At 71.0% G+C, this 19,814-nt stretch carries 15 protein-coding genes and 1 riboswitch; of the genes, 5 read left to right on the forward strand and 10 right to left on the reverse strand.

The annotated features are described in order from the left end of the window. Positions 1-13 precede the first annotated feature (13 nt). From ACFWBW_RS13430 to ACFWBW_RS13440, 3 genes are all read left to right on the forward strand, one after another. Positions 14-730 (forward strand): potassium-transporting ATPase subunit C, encoded by a 717-nt coding sequence (locus tag ACFWBW_RS13430; protein ID WP_385371451.1) that lies wholly within the window; start codon positions 14-16, stop codon positions 728-730. Between the two features lie 101 nt (positions 731-831). Continuing rightward, positions 832-1,515: a response regulator gene (locus tag ACFWBW_RS13435; protein WP_385371454.1), complete on the forward strand. Its 684-nt coding sequence runs from the start codon at positions 832-834 to the stop codon at positions 1,513-1,515. An 8-nt stretch (positions 1,516-1,523) separates the two neighbouring features. Continuing rightward, entirely contained in the window at positions 1,524-4,067 is a 2,544-nt protein-coding gene (locus ACFWBW_RS13440) for an ATP-binding protein (protein WP_385371457.1), read from the forward strand. 60 nt (positions 4,068-4,127) lie between these two features. On the opposite strand, the gene ACFWBW_RS13445 is transcribed toward ACFWBW_RS13440, so the two are convergent. Further along, a complete protein-coding gene (locus ACFWBW_RS13445; protein WP_385371460.1) occupies positions 4,128-5,054 on the reverse strand; it encodes a cytochrome P450 in 927 nt (308 codons plus the stop codon). Between the two features lie 173 nt (positions 5,055-5,227). On the opposite strand from ACFWBW_RS13445, the gene ACFWBW_RS13450 reads away from it, so the two are divergent. Continuing rightward, positions 5,228-5,368, forward strand: coding sequence for a hypothetical protein (locus tag ACFWBW_RS13450; protein WP_385371462.1), 141 nt, complete (start codon positions 5,228-5,230; stop codon positions 5,366-5,368). A 17-nt stretch (positions 5,369-5,385) separates the two neighbouring features. Here the strand turns inward: ACFWBW_RS13450 and ACFWBW_RS13455 are convergent, their stop codons facing one another. The 3 genes from ACFWBW_RS13455 to ACFWBW_RS13465 form a co-directional block, all read right to left on the reverse strand. After that, a complete protein-coding gene (locus ACFWBW_RS13455) occupies positions 5,386-7,956 on the reverse strand; it encodes an ATP-binding protein (RefSeq protein WP_385371671.1) in 2,571 nt (856 codons plus the stop codon). 333 nt (positions 7,957-8,289) lie between these two features. Beyond that, a complete protein-coding gene (locus tag ACFWBW_RS13460; protein WP_385371465.1) occupies positions 8,290-9,444 on the reverse strand; it encodes a winged helix DNA-binding domain-containing protein in 1,155 nt (384 codons plus the stop codon). Between the two features lie 66 nt (positions 9,445-9,510). Beyond that, entirely contained in the window at positions 9,511-10,518 is a 1,008-nt protein-coding gene (locus ACFWBW_RS13465) for a peptidoglycan DD-metalloendopeptidase family protein (protein WP_385371468.1), read from the reverse strand. A 4-nt stretch (positions 10,519-10,522) separates the two neighbouring features. Next, a riboswitch (cyclic di-AMP (ydaO/yuaA leader) is annotated at positions 10,523-10,717 on the reverse strand. Positions 10,718-11,062: 345 nt separating this feature from the next. On the opposite strand from ACFWBW_RS13465, the gene ACFWBW_RS13470 reads away from it, so the two are divergent. Next, complete coding sequence (locus tag ACFWBW_RS13470) at positions 11,063-11,884, forward strand: tyrosine-protein phosphatase (RefSeq protein ID WP_385371471.1); 822 nt, start codon at positions 11,063-11,065, stop codon at positions 11,882-11,884. Positions 11,885-11,903: 19 nt separating this feature from the next. Here the strand turns inward: ACFWBW_RS13470 and ACFWBW_RS13475 are convergent, their stop codons facing one another. The 6 genes from ACFWBW_RS13475 to hpnE form a co-directional block, all read right to left on the reverse strand. Next, the gene (locus ACFWBW_RS13475) at positions 11,904-13,286 is read right to left on the reverse strand and encodes an aspartate aminotransferase family protein (RefSeq protein WP_385371474.1); all 1,383 of its coding nucleotides are present in this window, start codon (positions 13,284-13,286) and stop codon (positions 11,904-11,906) included. Beyond that, positions 13,283-14,317 (reverse strand): adenosyl-hopene transferase HpnH, encoded by a 1,035-nt coding sequence (hpnH, locus tag ACFWBW_RS13480; protein WP_385371477.1) that lies wholly within the window; start codon positions 14,315-14,317, stop codon positions 13,283-13,285. The genes ACFWBW_RS13475 and hpnH overlap by 4 nt, the downstream gene beginning before the upstream one ends. A 5-nt stretch (positions 14,318-14,322) precedes the next feature. Then, a complete protein-coding gene (locus tag ACFWBW_RS13485) occupies positions 14,323-15,015 on the reverse strand; it encodes a 1-hydroxy-2-methyl-2-butenyl 4-diphosphate reductase (RefSeq protein ID WP_385371480.1) in 693 nt (230 codons plus the stop codon). Then, positions 15,015-17,081, reverse strand: coding sequence for a squalene--hopene cyclase (gene shc, locus ACFWBW_RS13490; RefSeq protein WP_385371483.1), 2,067 nt, complete (start codon positions 17,079-17,081; stop codon positions 15,015-15,017). The genes ACFWBW_RS13485 and shc overlap by 1 nt, the downstream gene beginning before the upstream one ends. 125 nt (positions 17,082-17,206) lie before the next feature. After that, positions 17,207-18,301, reverse strand: coding sequence for a polyprenyl synthetase family protein (locus ACFWBW_RS13495; RefSeq protein ID WP_385371485.1), 1,095 nt, complete (start codon positions 18,299-18,301; stop codon positions 17,207-17,209). 104 nt (positions 18,302-18,405) lie between these two features. Then, a complete protein-coding gene (hpnE, locus tag ACFWBW_RS13500; RefSeq protein ID WP_385371488.1) occupies positions 18,406-19,779 on the reverse strand; it encodes a hydroxysqualene dehydroxylase HpnE in 1,374 nt (457 codons plus the stop codon). Positions 19,780-19,814 lie beyond the last annotated feature (35 nt).

Raw genomic sequence — 19,814 nt, forward strand, 5'->3', positions numbered from 1 at the left:
GTGCTGATCCGTCATGAGCAACTCTGTAGGCACCACAGCGCGCCTGATCGGTGCGGGCCTCCGAGCCCTTCTCGTTCTGACCGTGATCTGCGGGGTCATCTACCCGCTCGCCGTCACCGGGATCTCACAGGTCCTGTTCAACGACAAGGCCAACGGCTCCGAGATCAAGGACAAGAGCGGCCAGGTCGTCGGCTCCTCCCTCATCGGCCAGAGCTACAACCTGCCGAAGAAGGACCCCAACGACGCCGAAGAGGCCTCCAAGCCGGACCTCAAGTGGTTCCAGCCGCGCCCCTCCAACGGCCTCGGCGCCAACAGCGTCAACACGCAGTACTCGCTGATCCTTTCGGGCGCCACCAACCGCTCCGCCGACAACGGCGCCGTCAACGGCAAGTGCACCGACCAGGCGGAGGAGGGCACCCTCTGCGCCCAGGTCCTCGCCGCCAAGGACGCCGTCATCGCTGACAACTCCACGGCCGACTACCAGGTCAAGCCCGAGGACGTGCCGGCCGACGCCGTCACCTCCTCCGGCTCCGGCCTCGACCCCGACATCTCCCCCGAGTACGCGAAGCTCCAGATCCGCCGCGTCGCCGAGCAGAACAAGCTCGACGTCAAGCAGGTCGAGAAGCTCGTCGCCGACCACACCACGGGCCGCACCCTCGGCTTCATGGGCGAACCCCGCGTCAACGTCCTCGAGCTCAACACCACCCTCAAGGCACTGGCCAAGGGCTGACGTTCTCCAGAAGCAAGGCTCTGGAGCCGGCGGGACGCGGCGCTTCCGCGCCCCGCCGGCTCCGACCCGTATCCACTGAAAAGGAGGAAGGCCCCACACCGATGATCAAGGTGCTGGTGGTGGAAGACGACGCCCAGCTCATCCGCGCGCTCAGGATCAACCTGGAGGCACGGAAGTTCGGGGTCGAGACGACTTCCGAGGGAAACACCGCCCTGAGGCTGGCAGCCACGCGCAAGCCGGACGTCATCCTGCTGGACCTCGGTCTGCCGGACATGGACGGCATCGACGTCATCAAGGAGGTACGGAAGAGCAGCGGGGTGCCGATCCTCGTCCTCTCCGCCCGCCACACCTCCGAGGAGAAGATCCGCGCCCTGGACGCGGGCGCCGACGACTACGTCACGAAGCCGTTCAGCCTGGACGAACTCCTCGCCCGGCTGCGGGCCGCCGTACGCCGCCAGGAAGTCCCGGCACCGTCCGACGAGGTCGCGGTGATCGAGACCGACGACTTCGCCGTCGACCTGATCGCCAAGAAGGTCCGACGGGGGGATCGCACGGTGCGGCTCACCCCCACCGAATGGCACATCCTGGAGATCCTCATCACCAACCCCGGCCGACTGATCACCCAGAGCAAGCTGTTGCTGGACGTCTGGGGCCCGACGTACTCCGAGCACACCAACTACCTGCGCGTGTACATGGCCCAGCTCCGCCGCAAACTGGAAGCGGACCCCTCGCACCCGAGGTACCTGATCACCGAGCCCGGCATGGGCTACCGCTTCGAGGGATGACGCAAAAAATGGGACGCGGCAAGTTTCGTATCTACCTGGGCTCGGCCCCCGGCGTCGGCAAGACGTACGCGATGCTCTCGGAGGGCCACCGCCGGGTGGAGCGCGGCACCGACGTCGTCGTCGCCTTCGTCGAGCACCATAACCGTCCGCGCACCGAGGTGATGCTGCACGGGCTGGAACAGATCCCCCGGCGCGAGCTGAAGTACCGGGACGCCACCTTCACCGAGATGGACGTGGACGCGATCCTCGCGCGCCGCCCCGCCGTCGCTCTCGTGGACGAACTCGCCCACACCAACGTCCCCGGCTCGCGCAACACCAAGCGCTGGCAGGACGTCGAGGAACTCCTCCAGGCCGGCATCGACGTGGTCTCCACCGTCAACATCCAGCACCTGGAATCCCTCGGCGATGTCGTCGAGACGATCACCGGTGTCCGTCAGCGCGAGACCGTACCCGACGAAGTGGTGCGCCGGGCCGACCAGATCGAGCTCGTCGACATGTCCCCGCAGGCCCTGCGCCGCCGCATGGCCCACGGCAACATCTACAAGTCCGACAAGGTCGACGCCGCCCTCTCCAACTACTTCCGCCCCGGCAACCTGACCGCGCTGCGCGAGCTCGCGCTGCTCTGGGTCGCCGACCGGGTCGACGAGTACCTCCAGGAGTATCGGGGCGAGCACAACATCCGCTCCACCTGGCAGGCTCGCGAGCGCATCCTCGTCGGCCTCACCGGCGGCCCGGAAGGCCGTACGCTCATCCGCCGCGCCGCGCGCCTCGCCGAAAAGGGCTCGGGCGGCGAGGTGCTGGCCGTCTACATCGCCCGCAGCGACGGGCTGACCGCAGCCTCCCCCAAGGAACTCGCCGTCCAGCGCACCCTGGTCGAGGACCTCGGCGGTACCTTTCACCACGTCATCGGCGACAACGTCCCCGACGCACTCCTGGAGTTCGCCCGCGGGTGCAACGCCACTCAGATCGTCCTCGGCGTCAGCCGACGCCGCTCCTGGCAGTCCGTGTTCAGCCCCGGCGTCAGCGCCACCGTCGCCCGGGAATCCGGCCCCGACCTCGACGTCCACATCGTCACCCACGACGAGATGGCCAAGGGCAGAGGACTGCCCGTCGCACGTGGCGCGCGGCTCGGCAGACTCCGGGTCGTCTGGGGCTGGCTGGTCGGTGTCGTCGGCCCCGCGCTGCTCACGGTGCTGCTCAGCCAGGTCGTCCCCGAGCTCGGGCTCGCCAACGACATGCTGCTCTTCCTCACCTTCACGGTGGCGGCCGCCATGCTCGGCGGGCTGCTGCCCGCGCTGGCCTCGGCGGCCTTCGGGTCCCTGCTGCTGAACTACTACTTCACCCCGCCGCTGCACGAGTTCACGATCTCCGACCCCAAGAACATCGTCGCCATCGCGATCTTCGTCGGCGTGGCCGTGTCCGTGGCCTCCGTGGTCGATCTGGCCGCCCGCCGCACCCACCAAGCCGCCCGGCTGCGCGCCGAGTCCGAGATCCTCTCCTTCCTCGCCGGCAGCATCCTGCGTGGAGAAACCGCCCTCGACGCCCTGCTGGATCGCGTGCGCGAAACCTTCGCCATGGAATCCGTGGCACTGCTGGAGCGCGGTACGGAGGTCGACCCGTGGACCTGCGCGGGCAGCACCGGCCGCAACCCGGTCACCCGCCCCGAGGACGCCGACGTGGACATGCCCATCGGCGAGAACATGGCCCTCGCCCTGACCGGCCGTGTCCTGCCCGCCGAGGATCGCCGGGTCCTCGGTGCCTTCGCCGCCCAGGCAGCCGTCGTACTCGACCGCCAGCGCCTGGTCGACGATGCCGAGGAGGCGCGCCGTCTCATCGAGGGCAATCAGATCCGCACCGCGCTCCTCGCCGCAGTCAGCCACGATCTACGCACCCCGCTCGCCGGCATCAAGGTCTCCGTCACCTCTCTTCGCTCCACCGACGTCGACTGGTCCGAGGAGGACCGGGCCGACCTGCTGGAAGGCATCGAAGACGGCGCCGATCGCCTCGACCACCTGATCGGCAACCTCCTGGACATGTCCCGCCTCCAGACGGGCACCGTCGTCCCGATCATCCGCGAGACCGACCTCGACGAGGTCGTCCCGATGGCCCTGGCCGGAGTACCCGACGACAGCGTGGCCCTCGACATCCCCGAGACGCTCCCCATGGTCGCCGTCGACCGCGGACTCCTGGAACGGGCCGTCGCCAACCTCGTCGAGAACGCGGTCAAGTACAACCCCGCCGGTGAGACCGTCCTGGTGTCCGCCAGCACTCTCGGCGCGCGCATCGAGGTCCGCGTCGTAGACCGCGGCCCCGGCGTCCCCGACGAGGCCAAAGACCGGATATTCGAACCCTTCCAGCGGTACGGGGACGCCCCCGCGGGCGCCGGAGTCGGGCTCGGCCTGGCGGTCGCCCGGGGCTTCCTCGAAGCCATGGACGGCACCCTGACCGCCGAGGACACCCCCGGCGGCGGACTCACCATGGTGATCACCCTGCCCCTCAAGGACGGGGCACCGCAGCCGCTCCCCGACCTCCCGGACGAGGCCACCACCTGAGCTGCCCCGTCCCGGCCGTCGGCGCCGACGCGCTGAAGATCCTCCTCAGCGGGTCGGCGGTCACACGTCCCAGGTGACCGGGAGGCTCTTCACCCCGTAGATGTCCGCGGTCTCCGGGCGCAGCGCAACCTTCTCGGCCGGTACGGCCAGGCGCAGCGTGGGGAATCGGCCCAGCAGCGCGGAGAACGCGACGCGCATCTCGACGCGGGCCAGCTGCGCACCGAGGCACAGGTGGATGCCGTGCCCGAAGGCCAGGTGCCCGCCGGAGTCCCTGCCAAGGTCGAGCGCGTGGGGATCCGCGTAGCGCTCGGGGTCACGGTTGGCGGTGTTGTACGACAGGACCACCGTCGTGCCGGCCTCGATGGTCTGGCCGCCCACCTCGACGTCCTCCAATGCCGTCCTCATGAACGACTTGGCGACGCTCAGATACCGCAGCAGCTCCTCCACGGCCTGGTCCACGAGCGCGGGATCGGCGCGCAGGGCCGCCAGTTGCTCCGGATTCTGCAGCAGCGCGAAGGCCCCGAGGGCCAGCATGTTCGCGGTGGTGTCGAATCCGGCCGCCAGCAGGATCAGGCTGATCCCCTGCAGCTCCTCGTCGCCGGTCTCCCCATTCATGAACTTGTCGATCTGCTCCTGGAACGAGGCCCGGTCCTCGTACGGCACTCCCAGCAGCTCACAGATGATGATGGTGGGGATGGGCTTGGCGAACGCGGTCACCAGGTCCACCGCCGGCCCGGTCTCCTCCATGGCGTCCAGGCAGTCCTTGGTGATCTGCTCTATGCGCTCGGTCAGCAGTCGCATCCGCCGCGCGGTGAACTTGCCCACCAGGGGCTTCCGGTAGCGCCCGTGCTGCGGTTCGTCCATGAGGAGGAACTCCCCGGGCGGCGCCGGAGGGATCTCGAAGTCGACCACGTTCAGCAGCTCCTTGCGCGAGCTGAACCGCGGGTCGGCCAGGACCGACCGGACCAGGTCGTATCCGGTGATCATCCAGCCGGGTTTCCCGCCGGGGTGGGTGTAGCGGCTGATCGAACCGTGCCTGCGGGCTTCGATCAGTTCTGCCGGCGGGTCGAAGGGACAACCGGGCTGACGCTCCGTCGGCAGCGTCGTGACAGTGTGGAGGGGCGATCATCGAGCTGGCGGGCAGGGCAGGGCTGCCCCGGATGACGGCGCGCGTGCACGTCGACTGCTGCTGTCCGGACACTGCCGTCGGACAGCGGCCGGCCAAGGTGGGAACGTTCCTGGAGCGGGTCGTCGAGGACATGATGGAGTCGGCCGACCACTGGCGCGCCTTCCTGGCGTAGATGAGGTGTCCGCGCCCCTAGACGGGAACTGGAAGAGCAGCCGGCAGCGAGAGGGTCATCGTCAAGCCGCCTCCCGGAGTGTCCTCGGGGGTGAGCGTGCCGCCCATCGCCTCGGCGAGACCTCGGGAGAGCGCGAGGCCGAGCCCGACGCCCGTGGTGTTGTCGGTGTCGCCGAGGCGCTGGAACGGCACGAAGGCGTTCTCGCGGTCCGCCGCGGGGATTCCGGGCCCGCGGTCGACGACCCGGATCTCGACCCGGTCGTCGAACGCGCTGGCCGTCAGCAGTACGTGCCGTCCGGGCGGAGTGTGCCGGGCGGCGTTGCTCAGCAGGTTGGCGACCACGCGCTCCAGCAGCGGCGGATCGGCCAGCACGGCCGGAGCCTGCTCCAGGCTCAGGACATCGACGTCGGGCGTGTCGGCGGGCAGGCCGTCCAGCGCGGCCGGCAATACCTCCATCAGGTGGGTGGCCCGTAGGTCCAACTTCAAGGCCCCGGCCTGCAGTCGGCTCATGTCCAGGAGGTTTTCGACGAGCCGGTTGAGCCGGGCCATCGACTCGTCGGCAGTGGCCAGGAGTTCGTTCCGGTCCTCTTCGCTGAACTCCACGTCGCTGGCCCGCAGTGACTCGATGGCCGCCCAGCCCGCGGCGAGCGGGGTCCGCAGGTCGTGGCTGACCGCGGCGAGGAGGGCGGTACGCATCCGGTCGGCGGCCTTGACGGGTTCGATCTCGGCGGCCGCCTCGGCGAGCCGGGCCCGTTCGACCGCGACGGTGACGTGCGCGGCGAAGGCCGCCAGGACGCGCCGGTCGGAGGAGGGCAGCGGACGTCCCCGTAGGACGAGACGCGCGCCCCCTCCCACCGGGACCTGAACGACGGAGGCGTCCCCCACGACCGGATCGTCGACGAGTTCCACGGAGTCCATGCCGAAGGTCTCCCGCGTCCGCTCCAGGAGTGCGGGAACGGCCTGGTCTCCCCGCACGATGGAACCGGCCAGCGAGGAGAGCGTCTCCGCTTCCGCCGTCGCCCGGGCGGCCCGGCGTGACAGCCTCAGCGACCGGTCGACGGCCGCCGCAACGGTCCCCGCGACGACGGCGAACACCACGAGCGCGAGGATGTTGTTGGGCTCGGCGATGGTGAACTCGCCGACCGGCGGGATGAACCAGTAGTTCAGCAGGAGCGAAGCGGTCACGGACGCGACCAGGGCCGACACCACTCCCCCCACGCAGGCGACCCCGACCACCACCAGCAAGTACAAGAGTGCCTCGCTGGTGAGGTTGAGACTGCCGCGGGTGTGGTCGAGCAGGAACGTGAGCACGAGCGGGAGCACGAGCCCGAGAACCGGTCCGGCGATCAGTCGGGAGGTCGGCAGTGTCTGCCGTCTAGACGGCAACAGCCTTCCGCCGCCCGCCCGTTCGTGGGTGACCATGTGGACGTCGATGTCCTCGGAGAGCCCGACGATCGTCTCGCCCGTGCCCCGCCCGGTCAGGAACCGCTCGGTACGGCCGCGCCGGCTCGTGCCGAGGACCAGCTGCGTGGCGTTCTCCGCATGGGCGAACTCGGTGAGCGCCGTGGGTACGTCGTCGCCGACCAGGGAGTGGTAGCTGCCTCCGAGGCTTTCGACGAGCGCGCGCTGCCGGATCAGAGCGGATGCCGAGGCCCCCGCGGCCAGGCCGTCGCTGCGCGTGATGTGCACGGCGAGGAGATCGCCGCCCGCCGAGCGGGCGGCGATCCTGGCCGCCCGCCGGATGAGCGTGTCGCCCTCGGGGCCACCGGTGATCGCCACGACCACCCGTTCCCGGGTCTCCCACACTCCCCCTATCCCGTGCTCGGCTCTGTACTTCTGCAGCGCCTCGTCCACCCGCCCGGCCAGCCACAACAGGGCCAGCTCCCGCAACGCGGTGAGGTTACCGATCCGGAAGTAGTTGGACAGCGCAGCGTCGACCTTCTCCGGGGCGTAGATGTTCCCGTGCGCCATGCGTCGCCGCAGCGCTTCGGGCGGCAGGTCCACCAGCTCGATCTCGTCGGCCCGGCGCACCACTTCGTCCGGCACGGTCTCGTGCTGCGGCACCTTGGTGATCTTCTCGACCACGTCGTTGAGGGATTCCAGGTGCTGGATGTTGACGGCGGTGATCACGTCGATCCCGGCCGCGAGCAGCGCCTCCACCTCCTGCCAGCGCTTGGCCGGGCTCCCGCCGGGGACGACGGAGTGGGCGAGCTCGTCGACGAGCGCTACCTCAGGCCGCCGCTCCAGAACCGCTTGCAGGTCCATCTCCGCGAACCGGCTCCCCCGGTAGTCGCGTTCCGCGCGCGGCAGCATCTCCAGACCGGCCAGCTTCGCCTCGGTCATCCGGCGCCCGTGGCATTCGACGAAGGCGACGACCACATCCGTCCCGCGGTCCGCCCGGCGTCGGCCCTCGTCCAGCATCCGGTACGTTTTGCCCACACCGGGGGCCGCCCCGAGAAAGACCTTCAGCCTTCCGGGTCTGGCAACCGCCTCCGCCACGACACGTGCCTCCTCACCCCGAAACCCGCCCCGATCCGCGCAGAGGGCTTCCCTGGCCGGCAGAGGCACACAAGTGCTGCTGACGATCATCATCGGGTGAGATTCGGCCGGATCACGGCAGCTGAGGAAGACATTGACGCTGCCCTGACGCACCCATGCGAACAGGGTGACGGCGGTGTGCCGGGAAGTCTGGTCGGCGTGACGGGTCACGTGGCCCCGATCTCGACTCCAGGGGCCCAAGGGGCGGCATGCGCGGCGTCGGTACGGTCTTGCTTCTTGTCGCCCTCGCCACCCTCGTGGCGACCGGCGCCCGCCCCTGGCACATACCCGCGCCCTCGCTGCTCGTCGTCGCCCAGGTCAGATCGGTGACGCTCTGGTGGGGATGGCAGGACCGGGACCCCCCTCCGGTCCCGGCCCCACGTCTCAGACGAGCAGCCGGGTCTCGGCGCTCGGCAGTTTGCTCCACCAGTGGCCGTACCGCCGGTAGACCTCCGGTTCGCGGTCGGCCAGGAAGGCCGTCAGCGCCCGGGCCTCGCCCGCGAGCGCCTCCCAGACCTCCTCCGGCAGGGGGTGGAAGGCGGTCGCCTCGATCCCGCCGTCGGCGCCGGCCGGACGCCACACGCCGGCGACGTGGCCGTCGACCAGCAGGGTCGCCAGGGTGTCGCCGTTCATCCGCGCCACGAGCCCCCGGTACTGCGGCGGGACGATGCGGCTCCGGTCGCAGTACGCGAGCAGCACGCTGTCCCACATGGCCATCAGCCGGGGCGGCGCCGGCGTGTCCTCCTCCGGACGCGGTGCGCCCCGGACGTCGAACAGCTCCTCGCCGTCCGGCCCCGCCAGCCGCTCCAGCCTCCCGGAGAGCTCCAGCGCCCGCAGCGCCTGGCGGACTCTGGTCCGCTGGACCAGGGAGAACTGCGCCACGTCCGCCGCCGACGCCGGCCCGAACCCCTCCAGGTAGCGCAGGACCAGCGTCCGCAGGGATTCCTCCGAGGCCTCCGGGTCCGCCGGTACCGTACGCGGCCGGTGCGCGGGCGCGATATACGACGGACGCTCCCCGAACGACCACGGCGCGGCGGTGGGCGCGTGCAGCAGCGGCGCGTACTGCCGCAGCCCCCACCATGCTCCGGGCTGCGGCGCCGCGCCCAGCCGGTCTGCGAGCCAGGCCTCGCACTCCGCCGTCGTACGGGGCCGGTCGGCGAAGTCCAGCAGCTCCGGCGCCAGCACGTCGGCGTCAGCGGCCGTCAGCCCGGAGTCCGTGAAGCGGGTCCCGAGCCGGGCGGCCCGTACGGAGGGCTGCACGGCCTCCCGGAAGGCCGGGTAGTCCTCCGCGTGCACGGCGTGCAGGGTCAGCCGCATCAGCGTCGACTTGACGACCTCGCGCCCCGTGAAGGCGGCGTCGAGGTCGGCCGGGTCGAAGCCGGAGAGCCGGTTCCACAGCGCGAGGTACGGCGAGGCCGCGTGCTGCGCCTGCAGGGCGACGACCCGGCGGACCGCGTCACCGACGTCCATCACCTCGCGCCGCAGCAGCAACTGCCGTGCGAGCGTGGAGCGGTTGAGCTCCCCTGCACTGACCTTCATGCCAAGACCGTCCCGTCCCCTGTCGAAACGGGCAGCCTAACCGGCACCTCCGACAGCGCCTCGGATTCAGATGCTGACGCCCTTGGACCGGAGGTAGGCCAGCGGGTCGATGTCCGATCCGTACGAGGGACCGGTGCGGATCTCGAAGTGCAGGTGCGGGCCGGTCGAGTTGCCCGTCGAACCGGAGAGGCCGATGGTCTGGCCGCCGGTGACGCTCTGGCCGGAGGAGACGGACAGCTGGGAGAGGTGCGCGTACTGGCTGTACTTGCCGTCGGTGTGGCGGATGACGACCTCGTTGCCGTACGCGCCGCTCCAGCCGGCGGAGACCACGGTGCCGGCTCCGACCGCCCTGACGGTGGTGCCGGTGCTCGCGGAGAAGTCGACACCGGTGTGGTAGCCGCTGGACCACATGGCCCCGGCGGTCTTGTAGGCGGTGGACGGGCCGCCGGTGACCGGGGCCACGAAGCCGGTCGACGCGGAGCCGCCCTGCTGCTTGGCGGGCGCCTTGGCGACGGGCGCGGCTGCCTGATCAGAGGAATCCGAGGAGTCGGACGAGTCGGAGGAGTCCGAAGAATCCGACGAATGGCCAGAAGTGGAGGAACCGGAGGAAGCGGACTTCTTGGCCGGCTTCGGCGTTTCGGCCGGCGCGGACTCGGCCGCCGCGGCCGGAGCCGAGCCCTTCGCGCCGAGCGTGAGCTCGAGGCCCGGGTGGATCAGCGACGGGTCGGTGCCGACGGCCTCGAGGTTGTCCGCGTAGAGCTGCTCCCAGCCGCCGGTGAGGTGCTGGCGCTCGGCGATCTTGGAGAGGTAGTCGCCCGCCACCACGGTGTAGACGGTGGGGGCGGCCTGCACGGCGACGGGTGCGGCCTGGAAGGTCGACACCGCCTGCGCGGCCACGGCCTGCGGGGCCTGGACCGGAGCGGCGGCGGGCGCGGCTGCCGGGACGCCCGCGGCATGGGCGCCGGTGGCGCCGAGCAGCGGAAGCGCGAGGGCCGCGCCACCGGTGCCCGCGGCGGCGAACCCGCGGGATATCGAGCGGGACTTGGGACGGCGGTGCTTACCCGTTCCGGACATGGCGAATTCCTCTCCGACGCCTGCGAGGTGAGCTGTCGGGTTCGGACTGGAGATGTCCGGCCGCGTATGTGCCGATGAACAGCACATGCATGGCTTCACCCCGAGCTGTCCCGTTGTAAAGATCCCTGAGGAGCTCCGGAACAGCGGCTTACCTGGTTCCCCCGCTCCTGCCGCGCGCGTGAATAGTCGGGTGCGGTTTCCGGACGGCGGCAGGATTAGGCGGTCCATCCGGATCGATCGCGAAGGTAATCGAGCCCGACCGCACGGAACAAGTCCCGAATTCCCGGATGGATTCCCAGTGATGATGGACCGGCGGAATCACGGTCACCCTGTGTCCATTCCCCTCCCCCAACAGCCGCCCGGACAGGGGAATTCGCCATTCGCGATCAGGCACTCACGGTCACCGTATGATCTGGCTCACGGGGACGTGTCCGATCTCGCCCCTCGCTATGGCAAGTTGCCAGCAAGTAGCGTAATTCGGACACACGCAACGACGACCGCGGCGACCGCTACGACGACCACACGGAGACACGGAGGAGCCCCTGTGACCCAGCAGATACCCCAGAGCCCCCACACCGATCCGGTGGCGCCGGAACCGCCACTGACCGGAGTGCGCAACTTCCGCGACGTGGGCGGCCTGCCGACCGCGGACGGGCGAAGGGTCAAGTCGGGACGACTGTTCCGAAGCGGACATCTGGCGCATGCCACCGAAAGCGACGCGGAGTTCCTCGGATCGCTCGGACTGCACACCGTCTTCGACTTCCGCAACGGCGCCGACCACGCGCTGGAGGGTGCGGACGTGGAGCTGCCCGGGGTGCTCAACGTCAACATTCCGCTGTCGGATCCGGCCGACGGCAGCGAGTTCTGGAAGATGGTCCGCGAAGGGGACCTGGCGCAGCTGCGCGAGATCCTGGGCGAGGGCAAAGCCGCCGCGCGGATGTCCCGTTCGTACCGGACGATGATCCGGACCCGTACCGCCGAGCACAGCCGGGTGGTGCACGCGCTCGCCGAGGACAGCGTCCCTGCGCTCATGCACTGCGCCGCCGGAAAGGACCGGGCGGGCCTGTCGATCGCCGTCACCCTGCTCGCGCTGGGCGTCGAGCGGGAGGCGATCCTCGCGGACTACCTGGAGTCGAACGCCCCGCACAACCGCTACCGGGTCCGCCGGGGCAGTGACTCACCCGAGGCCCGCGCCCCCGAGGTGATGGAGCTGCTCGCCCCGCTCTTCGACGCCCGCGCCCCGTATCTGACCACGGCCTTCGACACCATCGACGAGGAGTGGGGCGGAGCGGAGCGCTACCTCGCCGAGGGCCTCGGGCTCACGCCCGAGACCCTCGACCGGCTCCGCGACCGGCTGCTGGACTGACGCCCCACGAGGTGGGCCGTCAGCGGTTCGCGACGGCCTGCCTCACCAGTGTCCGGCCGAAGTCCCACATCAGCGCGCCACCGCCGTGGGCCTCGTCCATGACCGCACGGAAGGCGCCGACGAACCGGTCGACGTCCGCCTCGTTCACGATCAGCGGCGGGATCAGCTTGATCACTTCCAGGTGGTCGCCGGAGACCTGCGTGAGGATCCGGTGCTTCTGCAGCAGCGGCACCACGACCATCTGCGCGAACAGCCCCTTGCGCGCCGCCTGCAGCATGCTCCAGCGGCTCCGCAGCCCAAGCGAGGACGGCCGGCCGAACTCGATGCCGATCATCAGCCCGCGTCCCCGTACCTCGTGGAGCAGTTCGTACTCGTCCACGAGCGCGGCGAGCCGCCCGCGCAGCAGGTCGCCCATGGCGCGGGCATGGGCCACCACCTGCTCGTCCTCCATGACGGACAGGACGGCGAGCCCGGCCGCCATCGCCTGGGCGTTGGAGCCGAAGCTGGCGGAGTGGACGAGCACCCGGTCCATGGAGGAGTAGACCTTCTTGAAGATCCAGTCCTTGCCCAGGGTCGCGCCGACGGGCACGTAGCCGCCGGACAGGGCCTTGGCCACGCACACCAGGTCCGGTTCGACCCCGGCCTCGTGCTGGTAGGCGTAGAAGTCGCCGGTCCGTCCGAGGCCGGTCTGCACCTCGTCCGCGATCAGCAGCGCCCCGTGCCGGTGCAGCAGCTCCTGTGCGGCCGGCAGGTACCCGGGCGGGGCGGCGAGCACCCCCTTGCCCTGGATCGGCTCGACGACGAAGGCCGCCACGTCCCCCTTCTTCAGCTCCCGCTCCAGCGCGGCCAGGTCCCCGAGGGTGACCTTGGTGTCCGGCAGCAGCGGCGCGAAGCCGTCGCGGAAGCCGGCCTCGCCGTTGACCGAGAGCGAGCCCGTGGTGAGCCCGTGGAAGGCGTGGTCGCAGTAGAGGACCCTGGGCCGCCCGGTGGCGTACCGGGCGAACTTCAGGGCGGTCTCCACCGCCTCGGTGCCGCTGTTGCCGAAGAAGACCCGGTCCAGGTGCGGACTGTGGGAGAGCAGCTTCTCGGCCAGCAGCCCGGGAAGCGGCTGGCAGTCGAAGCGGGTGAGGTCGGCGAGCTGGGCGTCCAGCACGTCGTGCAGGGCGCGCCGGACCACCGGGTGGTGGCGGCCCAGGCCCATCACCCCGAAGCCGGCCAGCATGTCGAGGTAGTCGTTGCCCTCGGCGTCCCAGAAGTGGGCTCCCTCGGCCCTCACGTAGACCTTGTCGAAGCCGATGGTGTGCAGCATCCGGGGCAGCTGGTGGTTGAGGTGGCGGGCGTGCAGTTCGTACCGCTCGCCGCCCCGCTCGGCGAGCAGGGCGGCGAGGTCGAAGCCGGTCATGCCGACTTGTCCCGGTTCTTGCCCCCCACAGTCTCGCGGGCCGCCCGCAGCGACTCCTTCAGCGAACCCATGGTGGCCAGGACGGCCGTGGGCTCGTACCCGCAGTGCGCCATGCAGTTCGCGCAGCGCGGGTCCTTCCCTCGGCCGTACTTGCTCCAGTCGGTGTCCTCGACCAATTCCCGGTACGAGGGCACGTACCCGTCGCTCATCAGATAGCAGGGGCGCTGCCAGCCGAAGAGCGAATAGTTCGGAATGGCCCAGGCGGTGCAGGGGAAATCGACTTTGCCTTCCAGGAAGTCCAGGAAGAGCGGGGAGTGGTTGAGCCGCCAGCGCCCCCGGTTGCCGCCCGCGAAAGCCTTCTTGAAGAGTTCGCGGGTCTGCTCGACGCCGAGGAAGTGCTCCTGGTCGGGGGCCTTTTCGTAGGCGTAGGCCGGCGAGATCATCATCTCGTCCACCTGGAGATCGTCATTGAGGTAGTTCAGGACCTCGATGATGGTCTGCGGGGTGTCGGTGTTGAAGAAGGTGGAGTTGGTCGTCACCCGGAATCCGCGCTTCTTCGCCTCCTTGATGGCCGCGACCGCCTCGTCGAATACGCCTTCCTTCGCCACCGATTCGTCGTGGCGCTCGCGCAGGCCGTCGATGTGCACGGCGAAGGCGAAGTACGGGGAAGGCGTGAACTTCTCGATCTTCTTGCGGAGCAGCATCGCGTTGGTGCAGAGGAAGACGTACTTCCGCTTGGCCACCAACTGGCGCACGATCTCGTCGATCTGCGGGTGCATCAAGGGCTCGCCGCCCGCGATGGACACCATCGGCGCGCCCGATTCCAGCACGGCGCCCACCGCCTGGGCCACGGGCATGCGCTGCTTGAGCACCCCGGCGGGGTGCTGGATCTTCCCGCAGCCTTCGCAGGCGAGGTTGCAGGCGTAGAGGGGTTCCAGCTCGACGATCAGCGGGAACTTCTCACGCTTGCGGAGCTTCTGTTCGAGAAGATAGGTCCCGACCCTGATGGTCTGTCGCAGTGGCATTGCCATCTGGCTCACCTCCTGGGGAGCAGCAAAGAACGGTGCCAGTCATAAAACGCGGGCAGTACGGCACGCAGTACGCGAAAGGCCGATATTCCCCCCCGAACGGTGCCGATACGGACGAGCTCATGCTCCGGAGCGTCCACGATCACCCGGACGGCCGCAACCGGACGGTCCCGGGCCCCCGGGGCGCTCCCGCCCCGGGTCGCGGTCCACAGGGTGGCGGCCGATTCCATGTCGACCCCGATGGCGCCGCCGGCGCGCAGCTCGGCACGCTCCTGGCCCCGGACGACGTGGTCGGATCCGGTCAGTGCACCGAGGTGTACGGTCCGGCCGGGTACGGCCCGGGCCAGCGCCTCGACGAGCAGGGCGGTACCGGCGCAGGCGACCCTGCCGCGCGGGTCCCGGGTCTCCTCGGCGACGATCAGGTCGCCGGGGCTCATGCCGGGCAGCAGCCCGGCGCAGAATCCGGTGGCGAGCACGGCGGCGCCGCGCAGCTCCGGCTCGGCCAGCTTCCGGCCGACGGCGCGCTCGGCCGCGCGCGGTCCCATGCCGGTGCGCAGGACCTCGTACCGCCCGGGCGCGCCCTGTTCCCGGTCGGCGCGGTGCGAGGTGCTGCGCAGGGCCGTCCGCTCGATGCGCAGCGCGCAGGCGATCAGCAGCGGCGGCGGGGCCGCAGAGGGGGCGTCGGGCCCGAGGCCTTGCATCAGGCTTCCCCGGTCGACGGGGCCGCGTGCGGGAGGGCGGCGGGATCCGCGTACCGCCCGCCGGGGCCGAACGGTTCTCCGTACAGGTAGCGGCCGAGCGCGGTGAGCGGGAAGACCTGGCGGTACAGGTGGTAGTTGATGGAGAAGTCCCAGGGGAAGCCGGTTCCGGTGAAGTACGGCTCGTCCCAGGTGCCGTCGGAGCGCTGGGTGGAGACGAGGTAGCCGATCCCCCGCTCCACGGACGACGCGTCGCGTTCCCCGGCCGACAGCAGGGCCATCAGCGCCCACGCGGTCTGCGAGGCGGTCGAGGCGCCCTTTCCCGCCCAGGACGGGTCCTGGTAGGAACGCTGGTCCTCGCCCCATCCCCCGTCCTCGTTCTGTACGGACTCCAGCCAGTGCACGGCCCGCCGGATCGCGGGGTGCGAGGGGGAGAAGCCGGCGGCGGTCAGGGCCGGGACCACGGAGCCTGTCCCGTAGACGTAGTTGGTGCCCCAGCGGCCGAACCAGCCGCCGTTCGGGTCCTGTTCCTCGAGGAGCCAGGCGATGCCGCGCCGGGTGCGCGCGTCGCCCGCCCGGCCCTCGACGGCGAGCATCTCCACCACGTGGGCGGTGACGTCGGCCGAGGGCGGGTCGATGACCTCGCCGAAGTCGCAGAAGGGCAGCTTGTTGGGGAAGGGGCTGGTGTTGTCGGCGTCGAAGGCACCCCACGCCCCGTTCTTCGACTGCATGCCCAGGTTCCAGGACACTCCGCGGGCGATGGCGCCCTCCAACCGCGCCGGGTCGGGATGCTTGACGCGGCGCAGGGCGAGGACGACCTCGGCGGTGTCGTCGATGTCGGGGTAGTTGTCGTTGTGGAACTCGAACGCCCAGCCGCCCGGGGCCAGTCCGGGCCGGCGCACGGCCCAGTCCCCGCTGCGCACGATCTCCTCGCCGAGCATCCAGTCGGCGGCCTTGACCAGCGCGGGGTGGTCGGGGCGCAGTCCCGCGTCGGCCAGCGCGATGGCGGCCAGGCAGGTGTCCCACACCGGGGACTGGCAGGCCTCGATCATGCGGGCGCCGTCCGCGCGCCAGACGGCGAAGCGGTCCAGTGACTCCAGTCCGGCGCGCATCACCGGGTGCCGCAGGTCGTAGCCGAGCAGGTGCAGGGCGATCACGGAGTACACGGCGGGCGGCTGGATGCCGCCCCAGCAGCCGTCGTTCTCCTGCCGTTCCACGATCCAGCGTCCGGCGCTCGCCATGGCCGCCGCGCGCAGCCGGCGCGGGGCGAAGCGGCGGTAGACGTGCAGGGCCTTGTCCATCCGCTGGAAGGCGCCGTTCCAACTGGCCAGCGGAGCGAGCTTCTTGGCGGGGTACGGAGTGCGCGCGTCGGCGTGCAGCTCGTCCAGGGCGAAGGGGGCCGGGCGGACCGGGCGCAGCGCCGAGACCACGGTGAGCGGCACGATCGTCTGCCGGGCCCAGCAGCCGAAGTCGTAGATGTTCAGCGGCACCCAGGGCGGCAGGAACAGTAGTTCGGGCGGGAGTTCGGGCAGGTGGTCCCAGCTCCACCAGCCGAACAGCGCCAGCCAGATGCGGGTGAAGACGCGGGCGCCCGCGAGTCCCCCGTGGGCCCGGATCCACGCCGAGGCGCGGGCCATGTGCGGGGCGTCGGGCGCGTCTCCGGCGAGGCGCAGGGCCACGTAGGCCTCGATGGTCGCGGAGAGGTCGCAGGGGCCGCCGTGGAAGGTGGCCCAGGTGCCGTCGTCCTGTTGCTCTCCGCGGATGAACAGGGCGGCGGCCCTGGTGGTGGCCTCGTCCCTGATCCCGAGGAACTGGCGCAGCAGCAGGTCCTCGGCGTCCATGGTGACGTTGGTCTCCAGGTCGCCCTTCCACCAGCCGGCCTCGTCCTGCCGCTCGAGCAGGTCCCGGACCGCCCGCTCGGTGGCCTCGCGGACCCCGCGCAGGCCGGCGGGGCCGGGGTCCGGGCCAGTGCCCGGTTCCGGGCCCGGCGGCCCGGCGCCGGTCCCGGAACCGGGCTCGTTCGGGTCGGCGCCGCAGGCATGGGCGCCGCCGTTGGTCGTCGCAGTCATGGCTTCCCCTTTGCGCGCAGTGTCCTCTGCTGTCATCCGCTGTACTGGGGGCCGCCGTCGGCCGGTACTACTGGCAGGCAGTACCGGCCGGCGACTCGCGATTCATATGCGCGTGCGGGTGGCGATCACCTCTTGCGCACGACGACGAAGTCGGCGAGCGCCACGAGCTGGTCGCGCACGCGCTGGTCCATGTCCACGTCGTCGAGGGCCTTGATGGCGATCTCGTACTGGCGGCGCGCCTCGTCGGCGGTCCACCGGCGGCCGCCGGCCGCCTCGATGAGCGCGGCGCGGGCCGCGAACTCCTCCTCGGAGAAGTTCTCGAAGTCGTTGCTCTTGGCGTCGGCGGCGAGCAGCTCGGTGAGCTCCTCACTGGCCGGTCCGCCGGCGGCGAGGGCGGCGACGACCGGCAGCGACTTCTTGCGCTGGCGCAGGTCGCTCCAGGTCTGCTTGCCGGTGGACTCCGGGTCGCCCCAGATGCCGAGGAGGTCGTCGACTGCCTGGAAGGCGAGGCCGAGGTGGTAGCCGTACTCCTCCAGCTTGTCGGCCGTACGGTCGTCCGCGCCGCCGAGCACGGCGCCGATGGAGACCGCGCAGGCGAGCAGGGCCCCGGTCTTGTTGCCCTCCATCTCCAGGCACTCTTCGACGGTGACGCTCTCGCGGTGCTCGTAGGAGATGTCCTGGGCCTGGCCGTCGATGAGCTTGCGGCTCGCGGTGGTCAGGCGCATGGCGGCGCGGCCGGCCTCGACAGTGCCCAGTTCCAGCAGCACCTCGTTGGCCAGGGCGAACAGCGCGTCGCCGACCAGGATCGCGAGGGCGGGTCCGTGGACCTTCCACACCGTGTCGCGGTGGCGGCGCTGCTCGTCGCCGTCCATCAGGTCGTCGTGCAGCAGCGAGAAGTTGTGGACGAGCTCGACCGCGACGGCGCCGGGGATGCCGACCTCGGCGGCGGCGCCGGCGGCTTCCGCCGAGAGCAGGGCGAGGGCGGGGCGCACGGCCTTGCCGCCATCGCCGTCCGCCGGGTTGCCGTGGGCGTCGATCCAGCCGAAGTGGTAGGCGGCGACGGTGTCCATGGGCGCGGCGAGCCGGTCCACGGCGGCGCGGAGCACGGGCGTCGAGAGCGTACGGCCTCGTTCGAGGAGGGCGAGCGTGTCCGCCTTCTCCCCGCCGGCCGGGCCCGCACTGGCGTCCGTGTTCTCGACGGCCGGATTCCCCGGGTTCACTGGCTCTCCTCTGGTTCCTGTACGTACGGCGGCGGTTGGTGCCGCGGTACGTGGTGCTGAGCTGTGCGGTGCTGAGCTGTGCGGTGCTGCGGTGCCGGTGGTGGTCATACCGCCTCCTGCAAGGGGTGTTCGCGGTGGCGGCCCAGCGGGACGAGTGCGGCACGGGCCGCGCTCAGTCCGCTGCGGACGGCGCTCTCCATGGTCGCGGGCCAACCCGTCGCGGTCCACGCACCGGCGAGGTAGAGCCCCGGCGTGTCGGTCCGGGCTCCGGGCCGCAGCCGGCCGACGCCCGGGGTGGGGGCGAAGGTCGCGGTGCGCTCCCGGGTGACGAAGAAGTCGCGCACCTTGGCCCCGCGGGCGGCGGGCAGCAGCCGTTCCAGCTCGGGCAGGTACTTGGCGCGCAGGACCGAGACGGGTTCGTCGATGTCCTCGTGGGCGACCGACTGGGACAGCGCCAGGTACTGGCCGCCGTCGGGAAGCCCGGAGGAGTCGGTGCGGTCGAAGACCCACTGGACCGGCGAGCCGAGCGCCGCGAAGAAGGGCTGCTTGAGCACCTTGCGGTCGTAGACGACGTGCACGTTGAGGATCGGCGCGGTGCCGATGTCGAGCAGTTTGTCGGGGTCGGCGAGCGCTCCGGAGGGCAGCAGCCCGTGCGCCTCGCGCTGCGGGACGGCGAGGACGACGGTGCCGGCGTCGAAGGAACCGCCCTCGGTGGCCACCCGCCAACCGCCCTCGGGGGTACGGGAGATGTCCGTGACCCGGGTGCGCAGTTCGGTGCGCACGCCGGCGGCGTCCAGGGCCTTGCGGGCGAGGGTGTCGTGCAGGTCGCCGAGCGGTACGCGGGCCCAGCCGATGTCGGCCGCGCCGTTCTCGGAGAGCAGGCCGGTCTTGAAGACCATGGCGGCCAGGCCCAGCGAGGACTGCCCGGCGGTGGCGTTGAGGGTGGCGATGCCGACGAGGTCCCACAGCGCCTCGATGGTCCGCGGGGACTGGCCGTAGCGGCCGAGCCAGGTCGCGAAGTCCACGCCGTCGAGCGCCGGGTCGGCGGGGTCGAGGCGGCGCAGCGCGAGGGCGGCGCGCCCGACGGAGGCCCGCTCGGCGAGCGAGAGGTGCGGGTAGCGGGCCAGCGAGCCGGCCAGGTGCAGCGGTACGGGCAGGGCGCTGCGGCGCAGCCGGCCGAGCCGGGGGCCGCCGGGGTGGGCGACGTCGAGCACGGGTACGTCGAGCCGGTCCTGCAGGGGCGCCAGGTCCGCGCCGTCGACGCGGTCGAGGAACCACCGGTAGGCGGTGCAGCAGCGCAGGTAGACGTGTTGGCCGTTGTCCACGGTCAGTTCGCCGCGCTTGAAGGAGAACGCCAGGCCGCCGAGGCGGGGCCGGCCCTCCAGCAGGGTCACCCGCAGGCCCGCGTCGGCGAGTTCCAGCGCGGTGGTCACGCCGGCGAGCCCGCCGCCGACGACCACGGCGTGGTGCGCGGTCATGCGTCCTCCTCTGTCGCTCCCACAGACGCCGCCGG

It is taken from the genome of Streptomyces sp. NPDC059957 (assembly GCF_042730015.1).
GTDB lineage: Bacteria > Actinomycetota > Actinomycetes > Streptomycetales > Streptomycetaceae > Streptomyces.

Coding starts and splice junctions, on each gene's coding strand:
- ACFWBW_RS13465 (WP_385371468.1), bottom strand. CDS start 10,518: ATGTCCGGAACGGGTAAGCACCGCCGTCCCAAGTCCCGCTCGATATCC.
- ACFWBW_RS13455 (WP_385371671.1), bottom strand. CDS start 7,956: ATGATCGTCAGCAGCACTTGTGTGCCTCTGCCGGCCAGGGAAGCCCTC.
- ACFWBW_RS13440 (WP_385371457.1), top strand. CDS start 1,524: ATGGGACGCGGCAAGTTTCGTATCTACCTGGGCTCGGCCCCCGGCGTC.
- ACFWBW_RS13485 (WP_385371480.1), bottom strand. CDS start 15,015: ATGCAAGGCCTCGGGCCCGACGCCCCCTCTGCGGCCCCGCCGCCGCTG.
- ACFWBW_RS13475 (WP_385371474.1), bottom strand. CDS start 13,286: ATGACCGGCTTCGACCTCGCCGCCCTGCTCGCCGAGCGGGGCGGCGAG.
- hpnE (WP_385371488.1), bottom strand. CDS start 19,779: ATGACCGCGCACCACGCCGTGGTCGTCGGCGGCGGGCTCGCCGGCGTG.
- ACFWBW_RS13460 (WP_385371465.1), bottom strand. CDS start 9,444: ATGAAGGTCAGTGCAGGGGAGCTCAACCGCTCCACGCTCGCACGGCAG.
- ACFWBW_RS13450 (WP_385371462.1), top strand. CDS start 5,228: ATGACGGCGCGCGTGCACGTCGACTGCTGCTGTCCGGACACTGCCGTC.
- ACFWBW_RS13430 (WP_385371451.1), top strand. CDS start 14: ATGAGCAACTCTGTAGGCACCACAGCGCGCCTGATCGGTGCGGGCCTC.
- ACFWBW_RS13445 (WP_385371460.1), bottom strand. CDS start 5,054: ATGATCACCGGATACGACCTGGTCCGGTCGGTCCTGGCCGACCCGCGG.
- hpnH (WP_385371477.1), bottom strand. CDS start 14,317: ATGGCAATGCCACTGCGACAGACCATCAGGGTCGGGACCTATCTTCTC.
- ACFWBW_RS13435 (WP_385371454.1), top strand. CDS start 832: ATGATCAAGGTGCTGGTGGTGGAAGACGACGCCCAGCTCATCCGCGCG.
- shc (WP_385371483.1), bottom strand. CDS start 17,081: ATGACTGCGACGACCAACGGCGGCGCCCATGCCTGCGGCGCCGACCCG.